Annotated in this window: 24 protein-coding genes; 2 read left to right on the top strand and 22 right to left on the bottom strand. The window is 44.0% G+C overall.

Translation table 11 applies throughout. The features are described from left to right. Positions 1 to 42 precede the first annotated feature (42 nt). The 4 genes from ACYTXU_RS02085 to ampD all read right to left on the bottom strand — a co-directional run bounded on the left by ACYTXU_RS02085 (position 43) and on the right by ampD (position 2,955). Complete coding sequence (locus ACYTXU_RS02085; protein ID WP_462207984.1) at positions 43 to 468, bottom strand: pilin; 426 nt, start codon at positions 466 to 468, stop codon at positions 43 to 45. 526 nt (positions 469 to 994) lie between these two features. Continuing rightward, a complete protein-coding gene (locus ACYTXU_RS02080) occupies positions 995 to 1,297 on the bottom strand; it encodes a GIY-YIG nuclease family protein (RefSeq protein ID WP_462207983.1) in 303 nt (100 codons plus the stop codon). A 141-nt stretch (positions 1,298 to 1,438) separates the two neighbouring features. After that, on the bottom strand, positions 1,439 to 2,308 hold the full coding sequence (gene nadC, locus ACYTXU_RS02075) for a carboxylating nicotinate-nucleotide diphosphorylase (RefSeq protein WP_462207982.1): 870 nt from the start codon (positions 2,306 to 2,308) through the stop codon (positions 1,439 to 1,441). A 101-nt stretch (positions 2,309 to 2,409) separates the two neighbouring features. Beyond that, positions 2,410 to 2,955, bottom strand: coding sequence for a 1,6-anhydro-N-acetylmuramyl-L-alanine amidase AmpD (gene ampD / locus ACYTXU_RS02070; RefSeq protein ID WP_462209342.1), 546 nt, complete (start codon positions 2,953 to 2,955; stop codon positions 2,410 to 2,412). Positions 2,956 to 3,180: 225 nt separating this feature from the next. Between ampD and yacG the strand changes: the two genes are divergently transcribed. Continuing rightward, positions 3,181 to 3,378: a DNA gyrase inhibitor YacG gene (gene yacG / locus ACYTXU_RS02065; RefSeq protein WP_462207981.1), complete on the top strand. Its 198-nt coding sequence runs from the start codon at positions 3,181 to 3,183 to the stop codon at positions 3,376 to 3,378. 17 nt (positions 3,379 to 3,395) lie between these two features. On the opposite strand, the gene mutT is transcribed toward yacG, so the two are convergent. The 3 genes from mutT to ACYTXU_RS02050 form a co-directional block, all read right to left on the bottom strand. After that, complete coding sequence (mutT, locus tag ACYTXU_RS02060) at positions 3,396 to 3,794, bottom strand: 8-oxo-dGTP diphosphatase MutT (protein WP_462207980.1); 399 nt, start codon at positions 3,792 to 3,794, stop codon at positions 3,396 to 3,398. 24 nt (positions 3,795 to 3,818) lie between these two features. Further along, on the bottom strand, positions 3,819 to 6,527 hold the full coding sequence (secA, locus tag ACYTXU_RS02055) for a preprotein translocase subunit SecA (RefSeq protein WP_462207978.1): 2,709 nt from the start codon (positions 6,525 to 6,527) through the stop codon (positions 3,819 to 3,821). A 253-nt stretch (positions 6,528 to 6,780) separates the two neighbouring features. Then, positions 6,781 to 7,701: a peptidoglycan DD-metalloendopeptidase family protein gene (locus ACYTXU_RS02050; protein ID WP_462207977.1), complete on the bottom strand. Its 921-nt coding sequence runs from the start codon at positions 7,699 to 7,701 to the stop codon at positions 6,781 to 6,783. Between the two features lie 111 nt (positions 7,702 to 7,812). Between ACYTXU_RS02050 and ACYTXU_RS02045 the strand changes: the two genes are divergently transcribed. Next, entirely contained in the window at positions 7,813 to 8,124 is a 312-nt protein-coding gene (locus tag ACYTXU_RS02045; RefSeq protein ID WP_462207976.1) for a DciA family protein, read from the top strand. Positions 8,125 to 8,293: 169 nt separating this feature from the next. On the opposite strand, the gene lpxC is transcribed toward ACYTXU_RS02045, so the two are convergent. The 15 genes from lpxC to rsmH form a co-directional block, all read right to left on the bottom strand. Continuing rightward, positions 8,294 to 9,208: a UDP-3-O-acyl-N-acetylglucosamine deacetylase gene (gene lpxC, locus ACYTXU_RS02040; protein ID WP_462207975.1), complete on the bottom strand. Its 915-nt coding sequence runs from the start codon at positions 9,206 to 9,208 to the stop codon at positions 8,294 to 8,296. Between the two features lie 449 nt (positions 9,209 to 9,657). Continuing rightward, on the bottom strand, positions 9,658 to 10,836 hold the full coding sequence (gene ftsZ / locus ACYTXU_RS02035) for a cell division protein FtsZ (protein WP_462207974.1): 1,179 nt from the start codon (positions 10,834 to 10,836) through the stop codon (positions 9,658 to 9,660). Positions 10,837 to 10,957: 121 nt separating this feature from the next. Then, on the bottom strand, positions 10,958 to 12,184 hold the full coding sequence (ftsA, locus tag ACYTXU_RS02030; RefSeq protein ID WP_462207972.1) for a cell division protein FtsA: 1,227 nt from the start codon (positions 12,182 to 12,184) through the stop codon (positions 10,958 to 10,960). Between the two features lie 4 nt (positions 12,185 to 12,188). Next, complete coding sequence (locus ACYTXU_RS02025) at positions 12,189 to 12,977, bottom strand: cell division protein FtsQ/DivIB (RefSeq protein WP_462207971.1); 789 nt, start codon at positions 12,975 to 12,977, stop codon at positions 12,189 to 12,191. A gap of 21 nt (positions 12,978 to 12,998) precedes the next feature. Next, the gene (locus ACYTXU_RS02020) at positions 12,999 to 13,937 is read right to left on the bottom strand and encodes a D-alanine--D-alanine ligase (RefSeq protein ID WP_462207969.1); all 939 of its coding nucleotides are present in this window, start codon (positions 13,935 to 13,937) and stop codon (positions 12,999 to 13,001) included. Further along, a complete protein-coding gene (gene murC, locus ACYTXU_RS02015) occupies positions 13,934 to 15,403 on the bottom strand; it encodes a UDP-N-acetylmuramate--L-alanine ligase (RefSeq protein ID WP_462207968.1) in 1,470 nt (489 codons plus the stop codon). Before murC ends, ACYTXU_RS02020 begins: the two co-directional genes overlap by 4 nt. Further along, positions 15,400 to 16,518 (bottom strand): undecaprenyldiphospho-muramoylpentapeptide beta-N-acetylglucosaminyltransferase, encoded by a 1,119-nt coding sequence (gene murG / locus ACYTXU_RS02010; RefSeq protein WP_462207966.1) that lies wholly within the window; start codon positions 16,516 to 16,518, stop codon positions 15,400 to 15,402. Before murG ends, murC begins: the two co-directional genes overlap by 4 nt. After that, positions 16,508 to 17,734 (bottom strand): putative lipid II flippase FtsW, encoded by a 1,227-nt coding sequence (ftsW, locus tag ACYTXU_RS02005; RefSeq protein WP_462207965.1) that lies wholly within the window; start codon positions 17,732 to 17,734, stop codon positions 16,508 to 16,510. Before ftsW ends, murG begins: the two co-directional genes overlap by 11 nt. Continuing rightward, positions 17,731 to 19,062: a UDP-N-acetylmuramoyl-L-alanine--D-glutamate ligase gene (gene murD, locus ACYTXU_RS02000; protein WP_462207963.1), complete on the bottom strand. Its 1,332-nt coding sequence runs from the start codon at positions 19,060 to 19,062 to the stop codon at positions 17,731 to 17,733. The genes ftsW and murD overlap by 4 nt, the downstream gene beginning before the upstream one ends. A 23-nt stretch (positions 19,063 to 19,085) precedes the next feature. After that, positions 19,086 to 20,165, bottom strand: coding sequence for a phospho-N-acetylmuramoyl-pentapeptide-transferase (gene mraY, locus ACYTXU_RS01995; protein ID WP_462207962.1), 1,080 nt, complete (start codon positions 20,163 to 20,165; stop codon positions 19,086 to 19,088). Between the two features lies 1 nt (position 20,166). Next, the gene (locus ACYTXU_RS01990; RefSeq protein ID WP_462207961.1) at positions 20,167 to 21,561 is read right to left on the bottom strand and encodes a UDP-N-acetylmuramoyl-tripeptide--D-alanyl-D-alanine ligase; all 1,395 of its coding nucleotides are present in this window, start codon (positions 21,559 to 21,561) and stop codon (positions 20,167 to 20,169) included. Further along, positions 21,558 to 23,159: a UDP-N-acetylmuramoyl-L-alanyl-D-glutamate--2,6-diaminopimelate ligase gene (locus ACYTXU_RS01985; protein ID WP_462207959.1), complete on the bottom strand. Its 1,602-nt coding sequence runs from the start codon at positions 23,157 to 23,159 to the stop codon at positions 21,558 to 21,560. The genes ACYTXU_RS01990 and ACYTXU_RS01985 overlap by 4 nt, the downstream gene beginning before the upstream one ends. Next, the gene (locus tag ACYTXU_RS01980) at positions 23,152 to 24,912 is read right to left on the bottom strand and encodes a peptidoglycan D,D-transpeptidase FtsI family protein (RefSeq protein ID WP_462207957.1); all 1,761 of its coding nucleotides are present in this window, start codon (positions 24,910 to 24,912) and stop codon (positions 23,152 to 23,154) included. Before ACYTXU_RS01980 ends, ACYTXU_RS01985 begins: the two co-directional genes overlap by 8 nt. Next, entirely contained in the window at positions 24,909 to 25,268 is a 360-nt protein-coding gene (gene ftsL, locus ACYTXU_RS01975; protein ID WP_462207956.1) for a cell division protein FtsL, read from the bottom strand. The genes ACYTXU_RS01980 and ftsL overlap by 4 nt, the downstream gene beginning before the upstream one ends. Next, positions 25,265 to 26,200, bottom strand: a complete 936-nt coding sequence (rsmH, locus tag ACYTXU_RS01970) for a 16S rRNA (cytosine(1402)-N(4))-methyltransferase RsmH (RefSeq protein WP_462207955.1) — start codon at positions 26,198 to 26,200, stop codon at positions 25,265 to 25,267. The genes ftsL and rsmH overlap by 4 nt, the downstream gene beginning before the upstream one ends. Positions 26,201 to 26,202: the final 2 nt, after the last annotated feature.

The following is a 26,202-nucleotide window of genomic DNA, read 5'->3' as shown; positions in this document are numbered from 1 at the left end:
AAAAAAAGCGAGCAAAAGCTCGCTTTTTTATACTACTAACTATTAACGACAGCTTGATGGTAGGTACTGATTACCGATACTATTTGCTGAACAATCCCAGCGATCAATAATATCACCAGTTACGTTTGGAGTTAGGGTTAGAGTACCATTGTCAACACCGGTACCAATATTAGTTGCGGTTACTGAAATCGCTCCACTGGTTACTGCTAGTGTCGACATGTATTGTGTTGCAGTGGTATTACAACCAGAAGCAGCTGTGTCGATTGAGGCCATGACATTACCGTTAGAGGCAAAAGTTTCCGCAACTGAGGTTTTACAGGCAGCTAATGCTCCTAATAGCTCAGACACTTTAGAACGCTTGATGTAATCCTGATATGCAGGAATTGCTACTGCTGCCAAGATACCTACAATCGCTACAACGATCATTAATTCGATAAGGGTGAAACCCGCTTGCTTTTTAGTTTGCATAAGACTCTCTCCTATTCTTTATAAAGAATTTGCAAATTGTTTAAAGTTAAATCTGTTCACAGAGAATTCCGTATAATCTGATCAAAACTACACGGGCCATTACGATATGTAACTAGCGCTTCCCTGTGTGAACAAATCTGTCATCAAATATATCCTTTGCAGGTAAGCAATAGCAACAGCTTATAGTTAAATATCCTGACACTGAGCAAAAACAATGACTTACGTCACAGTTATATGCGAATTTGCTTTTCAAAAAGCGTACAAACTGCTGTTTTTTTGACCACACGAAGGAAAAAGTGACATTTTTTGTCAGTTTTGTAACGATTTGTAGAAGCGATTGTAAGTAAAAATGTCCTTAGTAAGTTGAAAAGACCAAGGTTTACCCTCGGATTCAGTGCTTACGACAAAAAAAAAAAAAATAAAGCCAAATCAGGGCTTACAGTTCTCGACAAACACAGTTCACCTTGCACGTTTTTTCTCTGATTTTACCCGATGACACTATATGGGGCTATCCTATCTACGACTACTAACGCTTTTTAATCGCCAGCAGCTCGCCGGAAAGATCTTTCCATTCTGGGTTAAAACGCTCAATTAACCCCTCTTTTGTTAATCTACACCCGGACCTTATTTCTTTCTCGCGCCTTTGTGCCGTTTCCAGTGTTTCCGCTATTTCGTAGTAGACTAGATCATTGCAGTTATAGCGTCTGGTGAAACCTTCTGCGATTTGGTTTTTATGCTCAAAAACCTGTTTACCTAAGTTACTGGTTATTCCTGTGTAAAAGACAGTTTTCCTTGGATTAGTCAGTATGTAGACGTAGACTTTTTTCATACTCTTTTTTTGCTATATGGCGGTTTGGTAGGCTGGTGATGTACCCAAAGGGGCAGACCCAACGGAGCTGTTTTTTATTTATAATGACAGAAACAGCAGCAAGCCTACCATATTAGGAAAAAGAGCTGTAATAACCGTGAGTTATAACTCCAACCTTAATGAAAGATCAATCGCTTGAATATGTTTGGTGAGTGCCCCTACCGAAATAAAATCAACCCCAGTATCGGCTATATCACGTAAGGTTTCGATACTGACATTGCCGGAAGCTTCTATCCGAGCAGTATGAGAGTGAACTTGGTTGATGGCGACGCCTGTCCGCATATCATCAATGGAAAAATTATCCAGCATGATAACATCAGCGCCCGCATCAAGAGCCTGATCAAGCTGTGCAAAGGTTTCAACTTCCACTTCGACCATAATGTTAGGATCAAGTCTACGTGCATTCCTCACCGCATTCTCAATAGAGCCCGCTGAAATAATATGATTTTCTTTAATCAGGAAGGCATCAAATAAGCCAATTCGATGATTATGTCCACCACCACAGTAAACGGCGTATTTTTGTGCAAGACGTAACATGGGGATGGTTTTTCGAGTATCGAGCAGCTTACATGAGGTACCTTTCAGCTCTGCGGTGTAACGTGCCGTAGTCGTTGCTGTCCCTGACAATGTTTGAAGAAAGTTCATAGCAGTACGTTCGCCGGTCAGGATCTTTCTTGCATTACCACGAAGCTCGCATAACTTATCTTTAGCACGGACCTTATCACCATCCTGACAAAACCACTTAATCTCAATAGTCGGGTCAAGCTTATGAAATACTGCATTAAACCAGTCAATGCCACAAATCACCGCATCTTCACGAGTCATCAGTTTGCCTGTTGCGACTTTATCTCCGCTGATGAGTTCCGCAGTCACATCCTTCCCATCAATGCCCCCTAAATCTTCTTGTAATGCAAGACTTACCTGGTGGGGAATTTCTGCTTGTAGTTGTTCCTGATATGGCGTGTCGATCATAGTGAATCCTGTGCTGGTCTTTACAGCGGTATTTAATAGACCTAGTTTGGTTGAGTATTTTAAAGCTTGCGGGCAAGGACTCAAAGTCTTTTTACTTATTATCAGCCTTCAAGCAATTTCTTGAAGTAATCCCAGTCGAAAGCTGGTCCTGGGTCTGTTTTTCGGCCTGGTGCTATATCGGAATGACCAGTAATACGCTCAGGGGTAATCTGGGGATAAGCCTTTAGAATAACCATGGTAATTTTGGCTAAGACCTGATACTGAATGTTCTCGTATGGAATATCATCGGCACCTTCCAATTCAATGCCAATCGAATAGTCATTGCACTTTTCCCGACCTTCAAAACTTGAAACCCCAGCATGCCACGCGCGCTTGTTAAAAGGTACATATTGAACTAGCTCACCGTTACGGCGTATTAATAAATGACTGGATACACGCAGAGTAGCAATGTCTTCAAAATAGGGATGCTCATTGGGATTTAATGTGCCGGTGAAAAGCTGATCAATATAGGGGCCACCAAACTGCTTGGGAGGCAGGCTGATGTTATGGATGACCAACAAGCTGATGTCACGGGGACTTTCCCGTTCATCATAATGCTCAGTCGGCACAGAGCGGGCTGGATGGATCAGGCCTGTGGCAAGGTTAATGTAAAAAGGTTGTGGCACAGCATTCTCTTTGTTTGTAGATTTGATTGCCTTTTATAAGGACAAGTCATGACTTGTCCTTATGTTTGTTTTGCCTAATGATGTTCTTTAGATCGAGCCATCGCAACTCGCCGCTACAGACCGGGTAATATTCCCGCCTATACGACAAATAAGCATCTTTTCCGTTATAATAACGCCAATTTACGCTATTGAATATGTATGAGTGTTATGAGTAAAGCATTAATTGTAAAGTGTCCAACCTGCAAAAAGGCTGTGGCCTGGAAAGATGATAATTCGTTTAAACCCTTCTGTAGCCAACGTTGTAAGCTGATTGATTTGGGTGAGTGGGCTAGCGAGGGACACCGTATTGCCGGTAAACCTTTGGATCCTGAAACCGTAGACCAACTCAGTCGTGACAAAGATTAATTCCGAGCCAACCCTTTCTACTTGATCGCTTCAGATTGTATGGCTGAAATAATGGCTAAGTTAGCTTCCGGAAACTGATAACCGTCTAAATCCTGAATCGGGCACCAAAATAATGGCTGCCCTTCAACGCCCTGAGGTACTCCCAAATAATCAGTCACTTTCCAAACATCCAAAAGAACTGATTTTTCAGTGTAGTGATGTTCTATCTGAATCAGGGGGGAAAAAACTGAAGGGATGATCGCCAGCTCTTCAAAACACTCACGAATCAGGGCTTGCTCAATAGCTTCACCTTGTTCCTGCTTGCCGCCCGGAAATTCCCAGTAACCACCTTTGTGCAAATGTTGCGGACGTTTGGCAATTAAAACTCGGTCGCGACGCTGAATGACAGCAACCGCGACCCGAATCATACTATGCATAACAGTTAATGAAACAATTCAGGTTTAAACTTCAACCTTGCCGTGACAGTGCTTGAACTTTTTACCTGAACCACACGGACATGGTTCGTTACGGCCAACTTTGGGTTGCTCACGGACAAAGGTATCTGCCTGGCGCGCAGTTTCGCTCTGCGGTAATGCAGAAGCTGAATCATGCTTAGCTGTCATACCAGCTTGATTCACTTCCTTGCGCTTCATAGCTTCCACTTCTTCTGGCATTTGGAAACGAACTTTAGCTAATAAAGTGACAACATCTTCCTTGAGGTTATCCAGCATTCCTGAAAACAGATCAAAAGCTTCACGCTTATATTCCTGCTTTGGATTTTTCTGGGCATGACTGCGCATCCAAATTCCTTGACGCAAATGATCCATGTTAGCCAAATGTTCTTTCCAATGACGATCCAGCTCTTGCAACATGACTTGTTTTTCAAGCTGACGCATCATTTTTGGATCAGGCAGTAACGCTTCTTTTTCCTGGTAAGCTTTGATAACTTCTTCAAGAATTCGCTGGCGCAAACCATCTTCGGCAAGCTTGTCATCTTCATCCAACCACTGCTGAAGTGGTAACTCAATTGCAAAGTCCTGCTCTAAACGTTGCTCAAGGCCTTTGACATCCCACATTTCTTCGATCGACTGCGGCGGGATATATTCACTGGTAATGCTATAAACCACATCCTCACGCAAATCTTCGATAGTGTCGGAGATATCATCCACGTCCATCAATTCGTTACGCTGCTCGTAAATGACACGGCGCTGATCATTGGCCACATCATCGTATTCAAGTAAGTTCTTACGAATATCAAAGTTACGCTGTTCCACTTTACGCTGGGCATTCTCAATCGCACGCGAAACCATTTTATGTTCTAACGCTTCGCCCTCATCCCAACCAAGACGCTGCATCATCATTCCTAAACGCTCAGAAGCGAAAATTCGCATCAAATCATCTTCTAATGATAAGTAGAAGCGGCTCATGCCCGGATCGCCCTGACGACCGGAACGACCACGCAGCTGGTTATCAATACGACGAGACTCATGACGCTCAGTACCAATAATCGCTAAACCACCTGCATCAATAACGGCCTGATGACGCTTATCCCACTCTTCTTTTGCTTTGGCAATTTGTTCTGCGGTCGGGTTTTCGCCCAATGCATCAATATCAGCCTGCAAATTACCACCCAAAACAATATCAGTACCACGACCAGCCATGTTGGTAGCAATAGTTACCGCACCAGGGCGGCCTGCCTGAGCAATAATATCTGCTTCTTTAGCGTGGAACTTAGCGTTAAGAACCTGATGCTTAATCTTGGCATTCTTAAGCTCTTTAGAAATCAGCTCAGAAGACTCAATTGAAACTGTACCGACTAACACCGGTTGACCTTTAGCTTGCAGCTCTTTTATCTCTTCAATGATCGCATCGTATTTTTCCTGCTTAGTCAGGAAAATCAAATCACCTCTATCATCACGCAGCATGGGTTTGTTGGTAGGAATCACAACTACATCCAACCCATAAATCATGTGTAACTCTGTTGCTTCAGTATCCGCAGTACCAGTCATACCGGACAGCTTGTTATACAAACGGAAGTAATTCTGGAAAGTGATAGACGCTAAGGTCTGGTTTTCATTTTGAATCTGAACACCTTCTTTGGCTTCAATCGCCTGGTGCAAACCATCTGACCAACGGCGACCCGGCATAGTTCGCCCAGTATGCTCGTCAACAATAACCACCTGGTCATCTTTAACCACATAATCCACATCTCTTTTAAACAACTTATGTGCTCTTAATGCGGCGTTAACATGGTGCAGGAGTGCAATACTTGAGGGGCTATAGAGGCTTTGCTCATGAGGCAGCAGGTTGTTTTGACGAAGTAACTCTTCAATATACTCCTGGCCTTTCTCAGTTAAATGGGCCTGTTTCGATTTTTCATCGACTGTGTAATCGCCCGTATCTTCTTCGTCTTCTTTTGACTCGTGATCCTGTAACTGAAGTTTCGGGATTAACTTATCAATAGCACGGTACATTTCTGAGCTGTCATCGGTTGGACCGGAAATAATCAGTGGCGTCCGCGCTTCATCAATCAGGATCGAATCGACCTCATCGATAACTGCAAAATTCAAATCACGCTGCACACGGTGCTCTTTCTGGAAAGCCATGTTATCGCGTAAATAATCGAAACCATATTCATTATTAGTTCCGTAAGTGATATCTGCCCCATAGGCTTTTTGTTTTTCTTCGTGTGACTGTCCAGATAAAATGACACCTACTTCCATGCCCAGGAAATTGTAAACCGGCTTCATCCAGTCTGCATCACGCTCTGCAAGGTAATCATTGACGGTAATAACATGAACACCTTTGCCAGACAATGCATTAAGGTATACTGGCAAGGTCGCAACCAACGTCTTACCTTCACCAGTACGCATTTCAGCAACTCTGCCGTTGTGTAATACCATGCCACCAATTAATTGCACATCAAAGTGGCGTAAACCCAAAGCTCGTTTACTTGCCTCACGCACCGTTGCAAAGGCTTCCGGAAGTATTTGATCCAGGGTTTCACCTTTCTCTATACGCTCTTTATACTCAGTCGTTTTTGCTTTCAGCTGTTCATCTGTAAGAGCCTCCATTTCAGGCTCTAACTGATTAATCAAATCGACTGTCTTACGTAGTTTTTTAAGCGTTCGCTCGTTACGACTTCCGAAAATTTTGTTTAAGAAACTCATATTATTCTTTCTTGTGTCTATGTTGTATTAACTATGGATCGCGGGATATATCACCCCTTAGAAGCGTGGCCATAGCAGATAATTAATCTTAGAAGCACTCGATTGTACCCATATTCTGGTCGCTGTAAACGTCTGAGCGGGCTTTTCGAGCAGTATTTTCAACTTATGGGGGCATACGACTGGCATTTCAATGTTGGTATCAGAATTTAACTACCATATAAGTAAAAGCCCCAATTTATGGGGCTTTTATCATTTAATGCTTCAGGTATTTATATGGATTGAGCTTTTTACCATTCTTAGTGATTTCGTAATGGACATGTGGCCCCGTTGAGCGCCCGGTACTACCGACTTTTGCGATAACCTGTCCTTTCTTAACAATATCACCCTTCTTTACGGTCACAGCCTTATTGTGGCCATAACGTGTGGTGTAACCGCCACCATGGCTCACTTCAACGAAAACACCATAGCCAGGTTTGCGATCGACGGTAGTCACAACACCGGCTGCAGTGACAATCACATCAGAGCCTTCCAGAGATGAGAAATCAATCCCTGAATGCCAGGCACGTTTACCAGAGAAAGGATCGGCACGGTAGCCATACGGAGAAGATAGCCAACCAGAGGTAATAGGTCGGCCAGATATTTGTTGTTCAACGCTAATTTCTTTATCCAGTATTAATGATTCCAGTGCGGATAGTTCCTGCTCTTTAGCATTAATATTACTTTCAAGTTGATCGAGGAATACGACTACATCGTTATAACTGGAGGTGGTTGCAGAAACATCTTCACTTGGACCACCGATTGCAGGGTCTTCGCCAAAGCCAAATTCATCCTGTATACCTGCTGAAGCCACTAATCGCGCTCCGGCTGCATCAAGGCGCAGTAAATAAGCCTGCATCGTTGCTAAACGTGTAGATAAAGCTTGAATCTGGCTTTCTGAAGTACGCTTGGCTTGTTCAAGCTGCTCTTTTTGAGTGATTAATTCTTGTTGCCACTTTTTAATAGCGGCCTCACTGACTAAATCCTGTTGCAATGACCAACGAGTAGTGAAATGTGTTAAGGCTACTACCGCGGTTAACGCCATAGCACCAAGAAAACTAAATACCACCAGTTTAGAACGTCCAAATTCCAAAGCCTTAATCCCTTTTTGATCACTCTTAATTATGGTTATACGCATAATCACCCACATTCGTTAGCGTCATCACAAGCAACCTTGCAAGATGACAATCTTACCCCGTCAGCATACAATAAATGCTAACTCTAAATTTAGCCCAGAAATATTGAGCTTATGAAGCGTCCTTTCCGAGCCAAATCCGTGGCTGATGTGCTTAACTCACCCGAAAGCGAGTTAAAAAGTTTGCTAGATAAAGCAAACTCCTTGAAGTCCATTACTGATAGCATCCATCAGCATTTACCGAAAGACCTACAAAAACATTGTAGCGTCTCCGAATACAATAAAACCAGTCTGGTTATTACTGCCGATAGCCCTGTATGGGCAACTCGCCTTCGCTATCAATCTTCTGAGTTACTTGCGCAACTCAGGAAAGCTGGTTTTTTAGGGCTTGCAAACATTCAAATTAAAATTGCACCAAGCAAATAAACGCTTAAAAAACCCTACTTTTTATCAGTCTTCCAAAACCACTAAACGCCAGCTTTAATCCTGGCGTTTATGTGTATGTGACTTTCTTGTCTGAAAAACCGGATAAAAATACTATAAAATCTATTCTTAATTCAATCCTTAATTTTAACCTAAGCGATAAAAACCAGCGTTAAAGCGATAACGCTGGATTCATGATATAGGAAATTGGGGCAGCATTAGCATCTTCATAAGTGGCTAACTCCCACGCTGTTTCATCCGCCATTAAGGTACGAATCAATTGATTATTTAACGCATGACCTGATTTATAACCTGAGAAAGCGCCGATTAAACTGTGCCCTAAAAGGAATAAATCACCAATAGCGTCTAATATTTTATGTTTTACAAATTCATCATCATAGCGAAGGCCGTCTTCGTTCAGCACACGGAAATCATCCATCACGATTGCGTTATCCTGACTACCACCTAACGCTAAGTTGTGGGCACGCAAATACTCTATATCTTTCATAAAACCAAAAGTACGAGCACGGCTGACTTCTTTCACAAACGAAGTGCTAGAGAAATCGATCACAGCAGTTTGACGACTTTTCTTGAATACTGGATGGTCAAAATCGATAGTAAAGGCTACTTTAAAACCATCAAATGGTTCAAATACAGCTGTTTTGCCTTCATCTTCAACTTCAACACGCTTTTTAATTTTGATGAACTTCTTCGGCGCATTCTGCTCGGTGATACCGGCAGACTGCAACAAGAATACGAATGGACTGGCACTACCGTCCATAATAGGAACTTCTGGAGCCGAAACATCAATATAGGCATTATCAAGGCCTAAACCAGCCATAGCTGATAGCAAATGTTCAACCGTAGAAATACGAACATCATCTTTTACTAAGCAGGTTGATAACGTTGTATCACCTACATTTTCTGGTTTAGCTTCAATCTCAACAGCTGGGTCCAGATCAACGCGACGGAACACAATCCCTGTATCCACTGGTGCTGGTCGTAGGGTTAGATACACTTTTTCTCCTGTGTGTAAACCTACGCCAGTAGCGCGAATGGTTGTCTTCAACGTACGTTGTCTTATCATTCATTTTCTCCAACACCTTGAAAATCAAGACTTTAGGTGTAATTTTCTCAAATTCTAGCGCATATTATCACAATATGTCAGTTCTTTGAACAATTTTTGACCGTTTTTTAGACAGTTGTTTGAAATATTTGTTTAACCTTTGATTTTATTTGCTACAAACAGATACAAAGATTCTAAAACTATGCGCTAGCTCACACTTTGTGCCGTGGCTAACTTCCCTGATTAGCCTGATGACTCATCGTTAAATAATTGAGAAGGCAATATAGCGGCTTGAAAAGTATTTATATCACCCGTCAGCTAAGCAAATATAAGCAGAGCAGTACGAAGACGCTCGAAGGGAGTGCCTCTTCGTACTGTTCATAGTATGAAAGCAACTTTCTCAATAAGTTTCACCTTGTCACCGATATTATCGCAAGACGATAAAATCAGTAGCTCGATTTAACGGCTGATTAGTCCGCCTGCTTTCTCAGGAAAGCTGGAATATCCAGGAAGTTATCCACATCACTGCCTACCGCCATTTTTGAACTTTGCTCTGGCACCGAGTTGGTACCCGCTTGTTTACGGATTGATGGTGGCAAATCCAGCTGTCCGTAATCCAGGTCACCATTGGCTTTACGTACATCTTTCTGGTTACTTCGGCTGTCACTAACCAAACGCATATTAGCTTCCTGGCCTAAACCTGTTGCCACAACAGTTACTCTGATTTCATCACCCATTGAGGCATCAATGGCGGTACCCACAACCACAGTCGCATCTTCATGAGCAATATCTTCAATGACTTCACACACTTCAGAGAACTCGTCGATTGTGAAATCTTCATTCGCTGTAATGTTAACCAAGATACCTCGAGCGCCAGATAGATCCACATCTTCAAGCAATGGACTGGCAACTGCCATATCAGCAGCAATTTGTGCACGACCTTCACCGGCAGCAATACCGGTTCCCATCATTGCCTGTCCTTGCTCAGCCATGACAGTGCGTACGTCAGCAAAATCAACGTTGATTAAGCCAGGGCAGGTAATCAGCTCAGCAATACCTTGTACTGCACCATGCAGAACAGAGTTAGCTGATGCAAAGGCTTCTGTTAAACGAAGACCAGCAAATTGAGCCACCAATTTATCATTTGGAATGATAATTAATGAATCAACTGAGGCGCGTAGTTCATCAATGCCCTTTTCAGCAAGCGCCATGCGTTTTTTACGCTCAAATTTAAACGGTTTGGTCACAACGGCAACAGTTAAGATACCCATCTCTTTTGCTATCTCAGCAATCACTGGTGCTGCGCCCGTACCTGTGCCACCACCCATGCCGGCAGTGATGAACACCATGTCAGATCCTTGCAGAACTTCCATGATGCGCTCGCGATCTTCATGAGCTGCCTGACGTCCAACATCTGGGTTTGCGCCTGCGCCAAGACCGCGCGTAATGTTCTGACCAATCTGGATAGTGGTTTTAGCAGTTGAAGATTCCAACGCCTGAGCATCCGTATTCGCACAGATGAACTCAACACCATCAATATTGGCTTTCACCATATGTTCGACGGCGTTGCCACCGCCACCACCTACACCGATCACCTTAATGATCGCGCTGTTTTGACAGCTATCTACTAATTCAAACATGTTAGCCATGATAATTTCCCCTTCGATTTACTTTAAAAAATTGCTTTAACAAATAACTTGCTATGAAAACAAATAATTTGCCGTATACAATAGTTACTTCCACTTTTTTAACAAAGCGATCCTCGCTTTATCAAAAACCACTAAACCACTTTTTCATACGGTCAAATAGACCTGAAAAACCGGTTACATCTCTTTCACGATGATGACCTTGATCCTGTTTTCCATAGATCAATAAACCTACACCTGTTGCATAAATTGGATTTCGCACCACATCCACCAAACCTTTGATGTGCTGTGGCATACCTTGACGAACTGGCATATGGAACACTTCTTCAGCAAGTTCCATCAAACCTTCCATCTTTGAACCACCACCGGTAATGACAATGCCGGCAGCAATTAAATTCTCAAAACCACTGCGTCGAATTTCTGCCTGCACCAGTTCAAACAATTCGCTATAGCGCGGCTCAACTACATCAGCCAAAATTTGACGAGACAAGCGGCGCGGTTGTCTATCACCGACACTGGGTACTTCGATTGTTTCGTCCAAATTTGTCAGCTGACGCAAAGCGCAGGCATATTTAATTTTGATTTCTTCAGCAAACTGAGTCGGTGTGCGTAACGCCACGGCGATATCATTGGTCACCTGATCGCCAGCAATAGGTATTACAGCGGTATGACGAATAGCACCACCGGTGAAAATGGCAATATCGGTTGTGCCACCACCGATATCAATCAAGCAAATGCCAAGCTCTCTCTCATCTTCTGTCAGCACGGCATAACTTGATGCCAATTGCTCAAGAATCACGTCTTCAGGCTCAAGTCCGCAACGTGCGACGCACTTGGTAATATTTTGCGCGGCACTGACAGCACCCGTTACCATATGTACTTTCGCTTCGAGGCGAACACCAGACATACCCACTGGCTCACGAATGCCTTCCTGGTTATCAATTACAAACTCTTGCGGTAGCACATGCAGAATTTTCTGATCAGCCGGAATCGCCACCGCTTTAGCCGCATCAATCACACGATCTACATCACTTTGTGTGACCTCATGATCCTTAATCGCAACAATGCCATGTGAATTTAAGCTTTTAATATGACTTCCAGCGATACCGGTATAGACCGAGTGGATCTGACAACCCGCCATCAACTCCGCTTCCTCAATTGCTCGCTGAATTGACGCCACGGTAGACTCAATATTGACTACCACACCCTTTTTCATGCCTCGCGAAGGATGCGAACCAATACCGATAATATCGACGATATTATCCGCTCCCACTTCTCCGACAATGGCCACGACTTTCGACGTACCAATATCCAATCCAACAATTAATCTCTTCTCTGATGATTTCGACATAGCTTTACCTGTTGCCCCCACCGTTTTCTAGCGGCGTTGTATTGCTAACCCATTTAGCTGCAAAACCGTTTTGATATCTCAAATCAACATAAGCCAATGGATCTGACTTATGAGTTTTCAACACATCTATGTGATTCAAAAGGCGCTCAATTCTTTCTTCCACATGCACCTTACCTAATTGAACTCTTAAGCCATCACTTAGCGTCAAGCTAATGGCTCCTCTCTCACTTAATTGCATCGCCTCAATAAATAATGATTTCTTCATCAACTGTTCTTGATAACTTTGCAACAAAACTGTTAAATCCTTAGCCATTTCATCGGGACCCTGTAGTTTCACCCAGCTCATTTCAGGTAACTGTTCGGGATAGAATACTTTTCCCTCAGTTGAAACGACGCCATTCATTCCCCAGTAGGCTAACGGCTCATATTCTTCCACCGTGACTTGTAATGTATCTGGCCACACTTTGCGTAACTGCACTGCTTTGACCCATGGCAGGGATACAAACTTCTCTTCCGCTACTTCCATGTTCATAGTGAAAAACCCTCGATCATCAATCGATTTAATGGCGATTTTCACCTCATCTGCAGAGGTATATTGTTGTTTAAATACTTCCACACGATTGATTGGAAAAACGTTATCGGTATTGATGCTGAATACCCATATCGCTGCGAACACAAAAGCAATCACAGCAGCACTGGCAGAAGCAATCGCAAGCACCCATTTCAAAGGCTTCAACCAGCCTTTAAAACTGTTAGCTTGTTTGCGTTCTTCACGTGTCGCCATCTTTGCCATTTCAAATAATTCCTTGGGTCACTACTTTCGTTCAACAAAACTGGTTTCAAGTACCGCAACTACTAACTCTTCGAAGCTCATTCCAGCCTGCTTTGCCGCTTTCGGTACTAATGATGTTTCGGTCATTCCCGGCACCGTATTTACTTCCAATAGCAACCAGTTACCTGTGCTTCGTTCACGCATTAGATCAACACGTCCCCAGCCTTCGCAACCTAGCGCATAAAACGCTGCCTGTGATAACTCCGCAAGTTCCGCTTCATCTTCATCGTTTAAACCACTTGGACATATATACTCAGTACTTTTACTCTGATACTTCGCTTGAAAGTCGTAAAAAGTATTCGGCGTTTTGACACGAATACTCGGCAATGCTTTACCGTTTAAAATACTAACGGTGTATTCATCCCCATCAATCCACTGTTCCAACATCACTTCGCGATCATATTGCTTAGCATTCTCTACAGCCTCTACTAATGCTTTCGCATTATCCGCCTTGGCCATGCCCACACTGGAACCTTCACGAATAGGCTTAACCATTACGCACCCATTCATATCTTCGAGAACTGTTTTCGCCTGTTCTACACTCAAACTACCGGTATTGAGCATGCGATGTTTCGCTACGGGATAACCCATAGCTTGCCAAATTAACTTGGTTCGTAATTTATCCATCGCAATCGCAGAAGCCATCACACCACTTCCAGTGTAAGGAATTTCCAACAACTGCAGATGCGCCTGAATCACACCATCCTCTCCACCACGTCCGTGTAATGCATTCCAGGCCCGGTCACACTTACTCCCTTGAATTGCTGCCAGACCATCAGCTGCTGGGTCGATTAGAACTGCATCAATTCCCACTTTGGTCAGAGCGTCATGCACCGCCTGACCACTTCGTAATGAAATTTCCTTTTCTGCAGAATGCCCGCCATAAAGGACTGCAGCTTTGCCGAATTTATCGATACTCATGACTCGGCCTCCACGCTCAACTTAGATAAGTCCATGTTGACTGCAACCCATGCCGGCGCCAGAGAACCAACGTTACCGGCTCCTTGTGTCACCACCACATCACCATCCTGCAAAATGTTGCTTAACAACTCTGGGAGTTGTGCTATTTTTTCCACATGAATCGGTTCAATTTTTCCACGCTGACGAATGCTGCGACATAATGAGCGGCTATCGGCACCTGGAATAGGTTCTTCCCCTGCTGAGTAAACTTCAAGCAACAAGAGCGCATCCACCTCTGATAAAACTTTACTGAAGTCTTCGTACAGATCACGTGTTCTGCTATAGCGGTGCGGTTGATAAACCATCACTAAGCGACGATCAGGCCAGCTACGACGCATTGCTTCAATGGTGGCCATCACTTCACTTGGATGATGACCATAATCATCCATAAGCGTGATCGTTTTACCATCCACTTTAAAGTCGCCATACATCTGGAAGCGACGGCCGATACCGCCAAATTCCGCCAATGCTTTTTGAATAGCTGCATCTGATACACCATCTTCAGTCGCAACAGCAATCGCAGCCAGAGCATTTTGTACATTATGTCGGCCTGGTAAATTCAAAGTGATTTCTAACTCGCCTTCATGATCACGACGCATAACTTTGAAATGACTTTTTGTGCCTGACTGTGTGAAATCAATAGCGCGTACGTCCGCATTTTCACTGAAGCCATAAGTGACTGTTGGTCGTGTCACACGCGGCATAATCTCTTGTACCGTTTCATCATCGATACACATCACCGCCAACCCGTAAAAAGGAAGGTTGTGCAAGAAATCGATAAAGTTGTTTTCTAAATTTTTAAAATCACCACCGTAAGTATCCATATGGTCTGCTTCAATATTAGTAACCACTGCTACCATCGGTTGAATGTGCAGGAATGAAGCATCACTTTCGTCGGCTTCAGCAATAAAGAAGCGACTGGTACCCAGTCGTGCATTACTCCCAGCACTATTTAACAAACCACCAATCACGAACGTAGGATCTAATCCCCCTTCGGCAAATATGCTGGCGATCAAACTGGTCGTGGTTGTTTTGCCGTGCGTACCTGCAACAGCCACTCCGTGCCGGAATCTCATTAATTCAGCGAGCATCTCTGCACGTGGAACTACTGGCACGCGATGCTCACGAGCTGCTTCTAACTCCGGATTTGTTTTTGGAATCGCCGTTGATGCCACCACCACATTAACGTTCTTAATATTGTCTCTGCGATGGCCAATAAATACTTCGGCGCCTAAACTTTTGAGTCGCTCTGTGACTTTGCTCTCACGCATATCCGAACCTGAAACTTCATAGCCAAGATTAAGCAACACTTCGGCAATTCCGCTCATCCCTGCACCACCAATACCAATAAAATGGACACGACGAATCCGACGCATCTCTGGCACTTGTTGTATTAACGGACTGTTAGGGTTGATGCCATTACTCATACTTGTTCTCTCGCTTTGTTGCCTGCTTTTTCTTCAGCAGCTTTCTTGCAATATTCTGCAACGACTTGCGTTGCTTCAGGTCTTGCCAATTCTTTTGCTTTTCGTGCCATCTCAATCAAATGTTCTTTGTCATTAGCCAACGCTGTGATTTCCTGTGCCAGTCTTTTTTTACTTAAATCATGCTGCTGTATAATCAATGCCGCGCCCTGGTCAGCCAGGTACCTTGCGTTATAAGTTTGATGGTCATCAACCGCATGTGGATATGGGACAAAAATTGCAACGCAACCGGCCATTGCAATCTCTGCAACGGTCAAGGCTCCTGCCCGGCAAACTACTAAATCAGCCCATTCATATGCCTCTGCCATATCGTTAATGAACTCACTCACTTCAACTGATATCTGTTTAGTATTTTGTTTATAACGCTCTAGAACAGAGTCATGATGTCCTTTTCCACATTGATGCTTAACATGTACGCTGAGACCACTATTCACCAGGCTAAATGTTTCGGGTAACTCTTCATTAAACACAGCCGCACCACGACTTCCTCCAACCACTAAAATGTGAACACTTTTATCATCAGACTCAATGCGCGTGGCCGGATCTTTATCACTACCAATATTTTCTCTTACTGGATTACCGACCGTATGTACCTTACTGCTTTCTGGGAAGGCGCCCGGATAGGCCTGCAAAGTCCAACGACTAAAGCGACTTAGCTGTGTATTGGTCATCCCTGCTATTGCATTTTGCTCATGTATGACTAATGGTACTCCGCATAATTTTGCCGCAATTCCACCCGGACCACTGGCAAAACCACCCATACCAAGAACCACATCAGGTTTAAATTGCTTGATTGCTTTGCGAGCTAGCCAGACACTTTTCACCAGTTGAAATGGCGCCTTAACCAGAGACCAAACTCCCTTATTACGAACGCCTTTGACGGGCAACAAGGTCATTGAAATACCATGTTGTGTCACCAAATCTTGCTCCATGCCCCCCTCGGAACCGAGCCAATGTAATTCCCAACCCTCTCGATGCAATGCCTGACCTACCGCTAACGCAGGAAAAATATGACCTCCTGTTCCACCAGCCATCAACAGAATACGTTTACTCCTCATTCTGCCCTCCTTTAGCGGAGCGATAAGCGCGTTTAACTTTGGCATATTCGTGCTCGCGACGTCGCACTTCAAAATCGACCCGTAATATGACGGCTACAGCCACACAAGCTATGATGAGTGAATTACCGCCGTAGCTAATAAATGGAAGCGTCAATCCTTTTGTTGGCAAGCTTCCGCTGGAAACACCAATATTGATAAGTGCCTGCAAACTCAACCAGAAGCCGAAGCCATAGGTCAGATAGGCTGCAAAATACTTTTCCATTTTCAACGCACGACGGCCAATGCTTAAACTGCGTAGTAAGATAATGACAAATAGGATTATGACTAACAGCACACCAGCAAAGCCAAACTCTTCCGCAAACACCGCAAAAACAAAGTCGGTATGCGCTTCAGGTAAGTAGGATAATTTTTGCACGCTGTTACCAAGTCCGACGCCAAACCAATCGCCACGACCGAAAGCAATGAGTGACTGCACTAACTGATAGCCACTGCCGAACTGATCGGCCCATGGATCCAGGAAGCTTGTAAGTCGCTTCATCCGATACGGTTCTTTCCATGCGACCAATGCCATCACAATGCTGACAAATGCGGTTAATGAGATAAACTGCCACAATCTTGCTCCTGCCAAAAACAGCATCGCAAGCGCCGTTGCTACAATCACCGCTGACGATCCAAAGTCTGGTTGCAACAGTAAGAAAGCAACTACTAAGCCAATCACCAGCAATGGTTTGGTAAAGCCTTTAATTTGTGTTTGTAATTCGTCGCTACGGCGGACCAGGTAACCGGCCAAATAAGTCACAATGAAGAACTTCATCAGTTCAGCCGGTTGCACCGTTAAGGGGCCTAAACCAATCCAGCGTTTACTGCCATTAACTTCTCTACCTATCACTAGTACTAACATCAACAATACGATGCCGAACAGTAGCATGTAGATGCCATTGACCTGCCAGAACCGCGTATCCAGTTGCAGCACTAACATTGAAGCGACTAACGCAATCGATAAATAAATAATGTGACGAATGAGGAAATGGAATTCATTGCCATTCATATGATATTCGGCGTAAGGCATTGAACTGGATGCCACCATCATTACGCCAATAGCTAACAGAATCATTACTGGGCCCAACAACCATGGATCCAGCTGCGTTCGAGGATCAGATAGCTTCAGCTGCTCCATAAAATCAGTAACTCTTAATGTATTGAGGATACTAGTCATAGCGCCTCCACACATTGAGTAAACTGCTCGCCGCGTTGCATATAGTTGGCAAACATATCTAAGCTAGCGCAAGCTGGTGATAACAGCACTAAATCACCGCTTTGAGCTTGACCATTTGCAAATCGAACCGCTTCTTGTAAGTTACTCACTAACTGTGTTTTTTCTGGCGCTAACTTTGCAATAGCCGGAGCATCTTTGCCGAAGCAGACAACAGCTTTAACTGTTTCTTTAATAATGTTTTCTAAACTGGATAAATCAGCACCCTTGGCATCACCACCGGCGATTAAAATAATATTACTGCCAAATTGCGGTTCGAAGCTTTGAATAGCTGCAACGGTAGCACCGACATTAGTCGCCTTAGAATCATTAATGAAAGTGACACCATTTTTCACGCCAACTAGCTGGCTGCGATGCGGCAAACCTTGATAGGACATAGCTTTGTCCAGTACAGGCTTGGTTAATTCGATACCGGCGGTCGTTATCAACGCCAGGGCAACTGCGACATTGAGCGCATTATGGATACCCTGCAATCTTAATTGGTCTAGCTGTAAAATCTGTTTGCCATGATATTTAATCGAGTTATGGTCGATATCTACCGTCCAGTCCAAGGGTTGGTCAGAGCTGATTCCAAAACTGAGAACTTTCTGTTCCGAATCAGTCGTCTCATACCAGGTATTCTTATCATCAGCATTGATCAGACAGGTTGCAGCTTTTTTATAAATACTTCTCTTGGCTTCTACATACTCTTGATAATGGTTGTAGCGGTCTAAATGATCTTCACTAACATTCAATACCGTTGCTGCAACGGGCTGTAAACTTTTTGTGGTTTCTAACTGGAAGCTGGATAATTCCAATACCACATAATCACCTTCCTGTTCCAAAAGTTCTAAAGCTGGCACGCCGATATTGCCACCGACCAATGCTTTCCTTCCGCTGGCGTTAATTAATTCGCCAACCAAATCAGTGACGGTACTTTTACCATTGGAGCCTGTGATAGCGATAACGGGTAATGTGTTGGCTTGTGCAAATAACTCGATATCACCAATAACACTGATACCAGCTTCATGCGCTGCCTGAATGTCATTACGCGTGATCGCAATACCTGGGCTAACAACCAACTCATCATATTGTTTAAACTGTTCACCGTTCCATTTCAGTAAAGAACCGGGCGCTAATTTTTCTAATGCTTCATACCCAGGAGCAATGTCGCGCGTATCCATAACGTTGAACGGTTGATGCAACGCAGATAAATAACGCGCAACCGCAAGCCCGGTCTGACCCAGACCAAGTATCAAGCGATTTTTATACGCGATATCTCTTTGTTGCATTTCTAACATTTCCTTTACCTTGTTTAGCGAATTTTTAAGGTTGCTAAACCAATCAGTACTAATATCAATGAAATAATCCAGAAGCGCACAATCACGCGAGGCTCTGGCCAACCTTTTAATTCATAATGATGATGCAGCGGTGCCATTCTAAAAATTCGTTTGCCAGTTAATTTGTATGAACCAACCTGCAATATGACTGACAGGGTTTCGATTACGAACACGCCACCCATAATAAATAGCACCAGCTCTTGGCGAACCATTACTGCTACTGCACCTAATGCAGCACCTAAACCCAGCGCACCTACATCGCCCATAAAAACTTGCGCTGGGTAAGTGTTGAACCATAGAAAACCCAATCCAGCACCAATTATTGCCGCGCAGAAAACCACCAGCTCCCCAACTCCTTGCACATAAGGAATCGCTAGATACTCAGAAAACACCTGGTTGCCTGTGACGTAAGCAAATATGCCCAAACCACCAGCCACTAACACCGTTGGCAAAATAGCGAGTCCATCCAGTCCATCAGTAAGGTTCACCGCATTACTGGTACCCACAATGACGAAATAGGCCATAAAGATGAACAGGATGCCCAGTTGTGGCATCACATCTTTTAAAAAGGGAACCAATAATTGAGTTTCAACAGGCGAGGCTGTATAGAATAAATAGAGCGCAATACCGGCACCGATTAATGACTGCCAAAAATACTTCCAGCGTGCCACTAACCCTTTTGGATCTTTGCGCACTAACTTGATGTAATCATCAGCTAGCCCTACCATCCCAAAACCGACCAGCGCAATCAGCGCTACCCATAAATAGCGGCTACTTAACTCACCCCACATTAATGAGCTGAAAACAATGGCGAAAATAATCAGCGCTCCACCCATAGTTGGTGTACCAGCTTTGACTAAATGAGTTTGTGGCCCATCATCACGGACGGTCTGTCCAATCTGATATTTACTCAAGCGACGAATCATAGTTGGACCTACCAACAGTGAAATGCCTAACGCGGTAATAACACTAACAATTGAACGAAATGTTAAGTATTGGAACAGGTTAAAACCTGAGTAATATTGTGATAAGTAATCTGCTAACCAGGTCAGCATATTAGTTCCCCCCCAAATTTAAATTGTGCTCGTCGGCGGCAGGTGCTACCAACTCGTCAACGACCTGTTCCATCTGGGCGCTACGTGAGCCTTTTACTAATATTTTATAATCTGGCTGAATAATGTTTCTTAGATAAGACACCAGTAAATCTTTACTATCAAAATACTTCGCATTCTGACCAAAAACCTCAGCGCTATGTTTTACCCATCGTCCACAGACCAATAAGCGTTCAATATTTTTTTCTTTTGCATACTCGCCGACTTCACGATGGTATTGAGCACTCTCATCACCTAGTTCAGCCATATCACCAAGTACTAACACTTTGGTACCAGACAGACTGGCTAGGTAATCAATTGCAGCTTTTACAGAAGCCACACTCGCGTTATAGGTATCATCAATAATCAATGCACCCTGAAGTGCTTTAAACTGATTAAGACGACCTTTCACTGCAACCATGGCTTCCAGGCCAACTTTAATCATTTCCATATCCGCACCAACAGCTGAAGCTAAAGCTGCTGCAACTAAGGCATTGGAAACATTGTGCATTCCAGGAACTGGAAGTTGCACAGAAACGGTTTGGGCACTGCCATCATGTGTATGCTGCATATTAAAGGTCACATTGCCGTTATCTTGTATCTGGCAATTATCCGCAGTAAAGTTGGCATCTTTATGGCGCGAAACTGTTATTTTCTGCAGTGATGTAAGTTGCTCAATCCACTCATCTGAAAATGCACTATCAAGGTTAATTACCGCCTTTCCATTGCTGGTCAATGCTTGATAAATTTCTGACTTGGCTTTGGCAACGCCTTCTACTGAACCAAAACCTTCAATATGCGCTGCTTCAACATTGTTTATAACGCTCACATCTGGCTTAGCAATGGAAGCGCAATATTCGATCTCACCAATATGATTAGCGCCCATTTCAATGACAGCAAATTGATCGGTCTCTTCTAAACGAAGCAGTGTCAATGGCACCCCAATGTGATTGTTGAAATTACCTTGTGTTGCTAACACCTTGCCCTTTTGACGTAGAATGCTGGCAACCATTTCTTTGACTGTGGTTTTACCCGCACTACCCGTAATACCAATCACTAAGGGGTTCACTTTATCGCGAACATATCCCGCAATTTTACCCAATGACTTTACTGTATCGCCGACAATGACTTGAGGTAAATCAGTTGCCACAGAATGCTCTACCAACAATGCTTTAGCACCTTTATTTTTAGCATTCTCTACAAATTTATGGGCATCAAAATTCTCACCTTTCAATGCAATAAATAATGCTTCGCGACAATCCACACGTGTATCAGTGACTACTCTACTAATCTCAATATCCTGCCCCTGTAACCGACCTCCGGTTACCTCAACAATAGTTTGAAGATTTAATGGGATCATAAGTTCACCCCCATTAAACTCGCCACCGTTTCTAAATCAGAATAATGAACTTTTTTCTTGCCGATTTGTTGATAGTCTTCATGGCCTTTTCCTGCCACTAAAATGATATCGTTAGCTGTGCTGTTCTTAAGTGCAAACTCAATCGCCTCTTTTCTTTTTGCAATATATTGAGTTGTTTTGTTTTTCATACCGTCGCGAATCATCGATACAATCGCCTCAGCATTTTCGGTGCGTGGGTTATCATCTGTAAGGATTACTTGATTTGCTTTTTGTTCTGCCACAGCACCCATTAATGGACGCTTGCTGTTATCACGATCGCCACCACAGCCAAAAATACACCATAGCTCACCTGCACAATGTTCACGCAAGCTGGTTAACGTTTTATCTAAGGCGTCAGGTGTATGTGCATAATCAACTACTACAGTTGCCTTTCCGCTTGCGGTAAAGTTTTGCATACGACCCGGAACGGCTTTGGCTGCATTTAGCGCAACAATCCATTTGTTGATATCACCAAATAGTTCACCTAGCGCTCCGGACACTGCTAATAGGTTTGCAAGATTGTAATGACCTAATAAGCCTGAACGTAATTTACTGGTGCCCCAAGGCGTGTGCAGCTCTGCCTGAATACCCCTCATATTAAAGGTCTGATTTTTCGCAACAATCCAACTTTCAATATTTAATTCTTCATTCTTTTTTTCACAGCTGTATGCAATTTTTCGGCATACAATGGCATCATCCGCCAACAATCGACGTCCATACTCATCATCCGCATTAATGACAGCGGCTTCTAACTCTTCACTTAAAAACAGCTGCCTTTTAGCCTCGAAATAAGACTCCATATCACTGTGATAATCGAGGTGATCTTGTGAAAGATTGGTAAAGACAGCGATCTTGTATTGCACTGCAGCCACACGCGATTGCACTAAACCATGCGAGGAAACTTCCATCGTCAAATGGTAATTCTTACGGGCAAGATATTCTGCAGCTAGACGCTGAATAGCGATTGCATCAGGCGTTGTGTTTTCAGTCGCCTTCAACTTCGATGGATTACCATTACCAACCGTGCTTAGCATCAATGTTGGATATTGTAAAAACTCAAGTGCTTGCGCTAACAGATAGGCGCAACTGGTTTTACCGTTCGTTCCAGTCACACCAATGACCGACATTTTCTTGGTTGGACTACCATAAAAACGTGCGGCAATCTGGCTCACTTTGCTGCTTAAGTTTTCAACAGGAATTAAAACAGCCTCCTTATAGTTATAAAGCTCCAAAGGAGCCACCCCGGAGAGAGTCTTGGCGGAGGCTGTCACTTGCTGGTTGTCATTGAGCAAGGTTTTTAAAATCGTCTCACTGTCTTTCTTTTCTAACAATATTACAGTTGCGCCAGCTTCAACTGCTTGTTCAATATATTCTCGACCATCGGTTGCATGTCCAGGGTAAGCCATAAAGATTTCACCTGACTTCACTTGACGACTATCCAGCTGTAAACCTTTCACCTCAGTAGTCGCAACTTGGGGAAATTGTGCCCAAAACTGCTCACTTACTAATGGCTTTATCAGTTTTTTCAGATTGATGGTATGTTGTACGGAATTAGTCATGCTGGCCACCTCGTACAACAGCAGTAGCTGTTGCTACTGCTGGTTTGTTAGGCTTGCTATCCGGCGAAATATTCATTAAATGCAAAGCCTTATCGGCTACTTTGGCAAATACTGGTGCCGACACAGTTCCGCCGTAATAGCTGTCACCGGCGGGTTCATCAACCATTACCACAATCGCAAATTTAGGATTACTTGCAGGCACTAGACCCGCAAATACGGTGACGTATTCATCACCGTAACCGCCACGCACCGCTTTCCGCGAAGTTCCGGTTTTACCGGCAACTCGATACCCTTCAACTTTTGCCTGGGTGCCGGTTCCGCCTTCAGATACAACCTCTTCCATCATGTGCACGACAGAACGTGCCACTTCAGGCTCTAATACCTGTTCCCGAGGATACTCCACCCCATCTGTCCGCTTAATCAACGTCAACTGATTACGCACACCGTCAGCCCCAAGAATGGCATAAGCTTGAGCCAGCTGAATCGGGCTCACCATAAAGCCATAGCCATAGGACATAGATGCTTTTTCATGTTCGGACCAATTGGCACGCGGCGCCAAAATACCGTCTGACTCACCTTGAATTCCTAAGCCGGTTTCCATTCCAAAGCCAACTTTATAGTAAGTGCTCATAAATTCTTCGTCGGAGAGTTCCAATGCGATTTTCGCAACCCCCATATTGCTGGATTTTTTTATAATTCCGTCCAAATCCAGTACACCATAATTTCTAGGATCGCGAACCCAGGCATAACCCAACTTCATGCGCCCAGGTGAGGTATCAATTTTTGAGTTGGTTGAAAATTTACCACTGGATAGCGCACTGACAACCGTTAAAGGTTTAACCGTAGAGCCCGGCTCGAACAAATCCGCAATGGATCGATTACGAGTGAACTCCGGAAAGCGACTGTCAGAACGATTTGGATTGAAGGAAGGCTGGCTGGCCATAGCTAATACTTCGCCTGTTTCCACATCCACCACCACAACCGAGCCACCTTTGGCACCGTTTTGTAAAACGGCTTTCTTTAATTCTTTATAAGCGGTCGCTTGAATCCGAGAATCGATGCTCAGTTGTAAATCATTACCCTGCTCAGCTTGTGCCAAAACACCGCGCTCTTCTACAACACGACGATATAGGTCCACGACCACTTTTTTGCTACCAGGCTGCCCAGTCAGGAAACTATCAAAAGCACGTTCAACACCTTCTAAGCCTTTGTCATCTATACCAGTAAAGCCCACAAGGTGGGCAGTTACTTCAGCACTCGGATAATATCGGCGATATTCAGTTTTAAATTCGACCCCCGGAATGTTCAGTCGCTTAATATAAAGTCCCACGTTGGGATCAATATGCCGTTCAAGCCAAACAAATCTTTTGCTGGATTTGCTTTTAACCCATTGATTTAACTCTTTTTCGTCACGTTTTAAGGCTGCTGCAAATGCTTTCCACTCTTTGCTGACTAATACGCTTTCGTCGGCTAACAATATTTTTGGATCGAGCCATACTGACTCAGTGGGTACTGAGCGAGCTAACTCAACACCATTGCGATCAACTATCAAACCACGGTGACTTGAAATACCTTTAACCCGTACCGACCGCGAGTCACCAGCTTGTGCCAACTCATCAGAGCTAACTACTTGCAGATAGGCCGCACGTGTTACCAATGCTCCAAAACCGCACAACAATACCGCAATCATGGCGTAATAACGCCATGTACAGAGCGGTACTGTTTTTAATTTACGGTTTTGTACTTTCTTCATTCTCTACCTCTAACCGAGGGCGTAATTAATACTTCATTTCTTGAGTCTAACTGCTTCATCTTTAAACGCTTTTCAGCCAGCGACTCGACGCGACTATGCTCTGCCAAAGAGCTTTGTTCTAAACTCAACTTTTGCCACTGTAGCTCTAATGCTGTCTGTTCATCTTCCAGTTGCTTCAATGCAATGGTCGTCTGGCGCATCTTGTGAGTTTGGTGGGCAACCACTATTCCTGAAACCACCACCAGAATACCCACAAAAATAACTCCGAAGCGGCGTAACACAGTTGCCATCAGGCTATAAAAAGGCCATAAGCTATTGGTTTCTCTAACCTTTTCTTTTATTCTGGCCGGGCTCATGACAACTTCTCCGCCACCCGCATCACAGCGCTTCTCGCTCTAATGTTGCGTTCTAACTCGCTGTCGCCTGCCTTTGTAAATTTGCCGACTTTCTTCATGCGACGATTAATCATGTCTTCCGTAATCGGCAAGCCAGCAGGAAAATTCTGACCTTCCGCTTGTTTCTGGATAAACTGTTTCACGATACGGTCTTCCAGAGAATGGAAGCTGATCGCTACTAAACGACCACCCACTTTTAATACGTTCAACACCTGTTCCAGGGTATCCTTCAAATCATCTAACTCACGATTCACCGCAATACGAATTGCCTGAAAACAGCGAGTCGCTGGATGCTTATGCTTTTCCCAGCGTGGATGTGCCTCAGAAATAATGTCTGCCAATTGTTTAGTGCGCGTAATGGGCGCTTTGGCTCTTTTCTCTACGATGGCGCGTGCAATCCGTTTCGCATAACGCTCTTCGCCAAAAGACTTAAAGGTCCAGACCATGTCTTCTTCATCGGTAGTCGCAATCCATTGTTCAGCGGTTTGCCCGCGTGTGGTATCCATACGCATATCCAACGGTCCATCCTGCATAAAGCTAAAGCCACGCTCTGCCTGATCAAGCTGTGGTGATGAGACACCTAAATCCATCAAAACACCAGTTACTTCACCAAACCAACCACGCTTGCTAACCTCTTGTTCTAAAAGAGAAAAGCTTTCGTGCACAATACTGAATCGGTCATCTTCCAATTGCAGCTGTTCACCCACTGCAATGGCCTGTAAATCTTTATCAAATCCAATCAAGCGTCCCTCTTCCGACAGACGTGACAAAATGGCACGGCTGTGTCCGCCGCGACCAAATGTACAATCGATATAGATGCCGTTCGGGTCGATCACTAAAGCCTCCACTGCCTCATTTAGCAGGACTGCATCGTGTTCTTGTTCGGTGCTCATAA

The organism is Kangiella sp. M94 (genome assembly GCF_054926195.1).
Note: the sequence above shows the minus strand (reverse complement) of the source record. Positions and strands in the feature narration are given on the sequence as shown.